Raw genomic sequence first — 6450 nt, forward strand, 5'->3', positions numbered from 1 at the left:
GGTAAGNGTACGATGGGATGGTATGTAGGCTTCAAGCTGCATCTGCTATGTAACGAAAAAGGGGAACTGATCAACTTCGTATTGACACGTGCCAATGTGGACGACCGCAATGAGGCAGTCATCGACACACTGACTGACAGGGTGTTTGGAAAACTATACGCTGACAAGGGATATATATCGCAGTCTCTTTTCGGGCATCTTTGGGATGATGGCATACATATTGTGACAGGTCTTCGCTCGAACATGAAACAGCGTCTCATGCCGTTCTATGACAGGATGATGCTTCGTAAAAGGAGCATCATCGAATCCATAAACGACATGCTGAAGAATGTGGCGCAGCTCGTCCACTCCCGCCATCGTAGTGTACACAACTTCCTCATGAACCTGCTTGCGGCAATGGGGGCGTATTGTTTCTTCGCCACAAAGCCGGAAGTGAACTTCGACTTTGAGGTACCCGAGTCAAACGGGCAGCTTGTCCTCTGGGATTAACAACACCAAACTGTACAAATAAATCAGGCGACCTTGAAAGGCCGCCCAATACTCTATGTCTTTTGCTTGGTTGAAAATCATAAAGTTCTTATCCCGAACTCGCGTTATTATTTCATAGTAATGGCGTTGGATGTCTCGCGTTTCTTCTCGCTTACGACATCGGCGTAGATCATAGTGGTTTTTACGCTACGATGGGTAAACATCTTTGATACTACAGATACATCGATACCCAGCGAGATAAGGAGCGTAGCAAACGAATGGCGAAGACAGTGGAACGAGAGCTTTCTCTCAATGCCTGCTGCCTTGACCCATTTCTTGAATGGCTGTTGTGCCATTGAGCGGCGGAAGCCTTTGAAGATAAGCCCTTCACCACGCTCACCACAATATCTCAGAGCCTCTTCACTTACCGGCAAAGTGGCCTCTATAGACGGGTTCTACCGATTACTCTGGCAATATTCGGGCAAAAGAAAAGGCGCTCAAACTGAACGCCTTGACTATTATTTCAACTTATAGTCACCTGTCTTTAACTGTCGGTCATTTGCCGATGCAGAAGCGGTTAATTTACTGATATACAGATGAGCGTACAAAACGGGACTATTCAGGTTTCGTTATGAATTTTTTGAGACTCTCATATTGCTCATATATGTCAGGAATCTGATATTTGTATTCGCTTATTGCACCTCGACCACGCTCAATATCCCTGATGACTTCTTTGCAGCCTCCGGCTATGGTCTTATTCACACAATCTGTTGCGAATGTGGCTTTGATTTCGGGGATGAGTTCCTTCGCGTCTATGTCCATCAGATTGCTCATCACAAAACCGGCGAATGTGCCGTCACAAGCTCTCTGAACAGGAAGATTTGAAACCATCTTGTTCAGAAGTCGTCGGAACACTTCGATAATTTCACCACGTCTTTCCGGCTGATTGAAGATTATCATTGCTAAAGCATCGGGTGCCTGTGAGCGGAGATATGAGTCCAGTCCGGCTTGATTCAGATACGCTTCTATTGCGGTGATATTATCCTTGCCACACGCATAAAGAGCAGGGTGTAGTAGTTCCGGAGTCAGGTCGCCAAGATGATAGTCGGCAAACTCATCGGTCTGTCGCATAATCTCAAGAACTGCATCAAGACCTTTGTCGCTTTGAAGTTGGGCGAGAAGTATGAGCGAGTGCATAATAGCACTGTTGTTCCAACTCTCGATTGTATCATCATTGATGCCCTTATATGTTTTGCCAATGGAATAGAGTATGACGTTGCTGATGTCTTGTGCCGCTTCGTCCTTCGGCAGAGCAAGTATGCGGTCGATGATCTCACGGGGCAGACAGCTGTAATTATCAGGCGAAAGCAGCTCATCCGCTATAAACTGATTCTTGACGGAAAGCGTCTGAGGATAGTCGGGGTATTGATAGGTGTATTCCTCATCGGGATGACGGTCTGATTCCTGTTTCATTTTTAGCATACCGTCCAGAGCCTTTTTTATGGTATCTGAGTCTATTCTGGATAACGGAGTGTATTCATCATCTTCAAAGTCATCCTCAAAGTCATCTTCATCGTCTTCATCGCCGTATGGTATGACAAACTCAAAATCATCGCCAAGATTCTTCTTAAGGATATGGTAAAATGGCATTTCTTTTTTGTCTGGATGGACAATAAGGAAATGTTTTCCGTTTTTACCGAAATCATATTCTATTAGCGGAATGTCCTCGGTATCTTCTTCGAGAATATATCCGGCAGGATCAAACTCTTTATTAGGCTTTATGCCACCATCCTCTGCGAAGGCGATTGCTCCGTAGATGATATTGTGGGCTTCGTTGTAACTGATTTCTTCAAGTCCCATACCTTTCCTATAGTTGTTCAGGTACTCTTCAAAATCAGATGGAGTCATGTTTTCGTGATAATTGGCATCCTTCACACCCAGACAGAATGTATCAACGAGGAAAGAAGCCATAACCAGATTGCCGCTCGGACGCACTCGTGTGACTACGATATGTGCCATTCCGGATTCCTGCCAATCAGGAGGAGCGATATAACATTTGCCAACTGGCAGGGTTCGCGCTTTTTCACGCATGAACCGATATGGAGAAAGTGCGGGCTGCTTTTGTCCCTTGCTGTTATTCTTGGATTTTTTCTTTGCCATGATAATCTTGAAATGTGGTTATAGTTGAAACAAATTTGAAAGAGAGATTGATTACCGTTCCATATAAATTTTCTAAAAGTAAGTCTTGACGGCGAAGAGGAATTGGTCGATGAAGATGCGTTTGAAGGCTGCGATATTGTTCTGCTCGTAGAACATCAGCATTGCCTTTTTGTAGTCGATTGAATCCACCGTGCGGAATGAAATCGGGCAATAGCCGTTGGCGATGAGAATACCGTTGCTCACTATTCGGGCTGTGCGTTTGTTGCCGTCGGTGAACGCCTGTATATAGCTGAGTAAAACGAGTGCGAGCAGGGCTTTCTCGAAGATATTGCTCTTGCCGTTGATTAGTCGCACTGTATCTTCAAGAGCTTCACGGATCTGAAACTCATTGTCAAGCGGAGTGTAGTTTGTTCCGGTTATACCGACACGACGGTGACGGATGCTCCTCTCAACGCCTAATTCTTTTGTAAGTATCGCTTGAATCTCCTCGATACGGGCGACTGTCAAATCTTTAAGATAGTCCGGCACATCAAGAATAAAATCAAGAGCATCCTTATGATTGAGGAGCATCACGGCCTCCTCTTTTGTCTTACCGCTTGCCGTCTGTTTCTCTTTCAGCAGCCTTTCTGTTTCAAGTAAAGAATAAGTGTTGCCCTCTATCTGCGAAGATTTCCATGACAAATCGATTCCGAGACGTTCCATCTCTTTGCGATATTCCAACTCAGACATCTCCGAAAGGTGCTGACGGAAGAGTTGCCGTGTATCATCAAGACGTTGCAGTTCCTCATCGGTAAATAAATCCACTTTTGGAAGTATTTCATTTATGAGCTCAAAATTGAACGATTCCAGCACCTGACGCTCGTCGACATCCTTATCAAAGTATGTGTCAAGATTCAACTCCATAGTCACATGAGCCTGCGGAGTAAGTCTATAACGAGTAGCCGGTCCACGACCTACAACCTCTATGTGCCCTTTAGCGACACCATCGGCAATCATACGCATAAGAGTTCTATCGCTAACCTGTTTTGATAGAGAAGGCAGGATATCCGACCTTTTGGTAAGAGGATTGTAGTGCAAATATTGCAATATTTCTATTTCAATAGTCATGTGCTGTAGCCTTATCACGACAAAATTAGTAAAAATCCTTGAATAATCGCGATAATATGGCGTGATTTCTTGCTTAGATTCCTTGTTTTTGTCGCGATTCGTGTGAATTGTAGCCTCTATCTATTCCGGAGGGAACAGGATTTCAGCCAATCGGACAGTGATAGTTCTTCCGTGCATATCGCACAAGGATTTTCCGATATCATCGTCTTTGGAGATATAACCAAACGCAATAAGATTGTCTTTCAGTGTCTTTTGTATTATACCACGCCATGGTTGAGAGATATGGCATCGTTCAGCGTATTCGCCGAATTTTGAAATTGTCTCGGCTACGCGGTTTATGATTGCGTTGGCATTCTTTATATCATACTGTTTTGCAAAATCGAGTAGGTCAGTCTTGGAAATATCACTTATTTCTCCTCCAATGCTCAATCTACGCTCGATATTAGGACCTGTACCTTTTGTGTTGAATATGAATGTCGTATCGTATGACGGTGACATCCGCCATTTCCCATCCTCTTCAAGTAGGAATGAGAAGTTTTTGTTATGGTCATCAGTATTGTTGGCCATGACATTAAAAACCATCCGCGTGAAGATCTGCTCAATCTCAGATTCGGAGATTGATAGTTCACGACAGGTCGCAATGAGGTCTTCATAGCTTCGTGCCTCGGGGTTTATGGCTGCCAAAGTCTGAACATGAATCTTCTTGCCGTTCTTCCTGTCGAAACGTTTGGTCAGAAAATGGTTGATACCATCTATCGGCAATAATCTACACTCCTCCATTTCGATTCCGGCTTCAACTGCCATGTTGTAATATGCAGTTTCAATTTCAGCCATAGGCATGGATTTGTCACCAAACTTCAAGATATAATATTCAAAACATTCGAGCCCATCTGTTTGACCCGACCGAATTTCACCAGTTTTATCATTAATGGCGATAATTGCCTTCATCTGGCGACCACCGGCTGATGTTCCCACAACAAGCAATGCCTGCAATGTCAGTTCCTCGTCAGCATTCAGAACTGTGTTTTCTCGGTCTTCGAGAATTTTCAGAGAAATATCGTACAGCGATTTGATGTCGATTGTGCGGGTATGTGTAAGATCGGCAGCATAAGGCTCATATTCCAAAGCCCCCATCCCTCGCGTGCCAATGAACATCAGTTTATACAGTGGCGTAACTTTATTGCGTGGTATTTTATTGTCCTTCACCCACTTGTCAAATAAGGTGTTGCCCCAAGAATCGGGTAACGAATCAACAATAAACGGAGGGAGACCCTGGTAAACAGGCCGGTCATCCCCATATATAGGCAAAAGAATATTTCTATTTTTCGCAGGATAAAGTAGCGGAGCAATGTCAGGAATACTGTTTTTCAGCTCACGGTTGTATGTAAAATATGTACGTCTCGTGGCTGAATCCCACACGAGCCGTCCGATTTCCTGCCCCCATAGATTGACTTTCAAATATTTCATGCCAGTAATTATTTTTTCGAGGAATGGCGAACACGTTGCGCCTTTTTCTCATTGTCGTTATACATATAAGGTGATTCGGGCAATTCTGGCAGCAGTATATCCCAGTTCTCCCCAAGACCTATTGCCTTCAATAGTCTCAGCAGAGTACTGAACGAAATGTCAGTCATATTCCCGGACTCAAATCTATAAAGTGTGGTCATGCCGATAGATGCCGCTTCGGAAACCTCTTTACGGGTCATGCGCAACCGCAACCTGTAGTCGCGAAACCTCATGCCGAGATTCCTGATTACATCTGGCGTAGCTAATGATTTGTTTGTAAATATCACCATAAAGATATCTATGCCTAATATGTCAGTATACATTCCACAGATTGATATTTACAAATATTAGACATAAAATCCCATACGACCAAATTTATTTATTGCGCACATTATTGCGTATTTCAGGATTGATAGAGAGAAGATGTTGGATAAATTCCTCTTGACGCACGGGCGATATAATGAGAGGAATGGAGCTTTTGAGAATCTGCCGGTCGGTGAAAGTGATTGCCAAGCGATGAGACAACGATGTTGCCGGAGCCGATAGCACACTCTTGGTCGGTTTGATTTCCTTGATTTTGTCAATCGGGTAAGCGGTTGGAATGAAGAACGAATACACTATGAGCTTATCCCCGTCAATCCGGTAGTATATGCCCTGAAAAGTAAGCAGCACAAATGCCAACATCGCCAGACACAGTGTGACCAACCATAGGCTATGGTCTATGAAACAAGGCACAAGACAGCAAGCCGCCACAAGCCCCAACATGAGCCATGTTGACCCATCCCACATCGAGTTATACTTCGTGCCTCCAAACTTTTCCATAATGATTTCGTGTTACTATACCGACAATGTTACTTAATCGAGAAAGAGGAGAGGCATATTGTCATTCCGCTATAAAATTAGGGACTACTCCGAAAGATGCAAGGAAATCTGAAATTCTTATTCTGGCAACGTAATCGGCATCTTCAAGAGTGTTAGCTTCAATCAATCCTGCTGGAGTTGACACAATATATTTGTCAATTTCAGGCTGGTATTCAACAGTTGCGAGGATTGTAGAATTGGTTTTATACGTGATTGTATTTGAATCATTATTGATACGTACTTTATAAATAGCCATAAATTATATTATTTATTTAAGTTTCGCAAGTAATGATTTCCTGAGACAGAGGCATAAAAAAACGACATGGATTCTTGCCTAATTGCAAGAAA

The 6450-nt window shown here is 43.5% G+C and carries 8 protein-coding genes; 1 reads left to right on the top strand and 7 read right to left on the bottom strand.

Annotated elements, in window-relative coordinates:
* The coding region (locus JX312_RS07520; RefSeq protein ID WP_204457572.1) for an IS982 family transposase at positions 1-489 on the top strand (489 nt) is incomplete at its 5' end.
* Between the two features lie 107 nt (positions 490-596).
* On the opposite strand, the gene JX312_RS07525 is transcribed toward JX312_RS07520, so the two are convergent.
* The 7 genes from JX312_RS07525 to JX312_RS07555 all read right to left on the bottom strand — a co-directional run bounded on the left by JX312_RS07525 (position 597) and on the right by JX312_RS07555 (position 6358).
* On the bottom strand, positions 597-902 hold the full coding sequence (locus tag JX312_RS07525) for a tyrosine-type recombinase/integrase (RefSeq protein WP_239653851.1): 306 nt from the start codon (positions 900-902) through the stop codon (positions 597-599).
* A 181-nt stretch (positions 903-1083) separates the two neighbouring features.
* Positions 1084-2628: a DUF1186 domain-containing protein gene (locus JX312_RS07530; RefSeq protein ID WP_204457573.1), complete on the bottom strand. Its 1545-nt coding sequence runs from the start codon at positions 2626-2628 to the stop codon at positions 1084-1086.
* 72 nt (positions 2629-2700) lie between these two features.
* Entirely contained in the window at positions 2701-3735 is a 1035-nt protein-coding gene (locus JX312_RS07535; protein ID WP_204457574.1) for a Fic family protein, read from the bottom strand.
* Between the two features lie 120 nt (positions 3736-3855).
* Positions 3856-5202, bottom strand: coding sequence for a type II toxin-antitoxin system HipA family toxin (locus JX312_RS07540; RefSeq protein WP_204457575.1), 1347 nt, complete (start codon positions 5200-5202; stop codon positions 3856-3858).
* 8 nt (positions 5203-5210) lie between these two features.
* Positions 5211-5531 (bottom strand): helix-turn-helix transcriptional regulator, encoded by a 321-nt coding sequence (locus tag JX312_RS07545; protein ID WP_204457576.1) that lies wholly within the window; start codon positions 5529-5531, stop codon positions 5211-5213.
* A gap of 85 nt (positions 5532-5616) precedes the next feature.
* Positions 5617-6063, bottom strand: coding sequence for a PH domain-containing protein (locus JX312_RS07550; RefSeq protein WP_204457577.1), 447 nt, complete (start codon positions 6061-6063; stop codon positions 5617-5619).
* A gap of 61 nt (positions 6064-6124) precedes the next feature.
* Positions 6125-6358, bottom strand: coding sequence for a hypothetical protein (locus JX312_RS07555; protein WP_204457578.1), 234 nt, complete (start codon positions 6356-6358; stop codon positions 6125-6127).
* Positions 6359-6450: the final 92 nt, after the last annotated feature.

The organism is Barnesiella sp. CU968 (assembly GCF_905219685.1).
In the GTDB taxonomy this organism is placed as follows: domain Bacteria; phylum Bacteroidota; class Bacteroidia; order Bacteroidales; family Muribaculaceae; genus Lepagella; species Lepagella muris_A.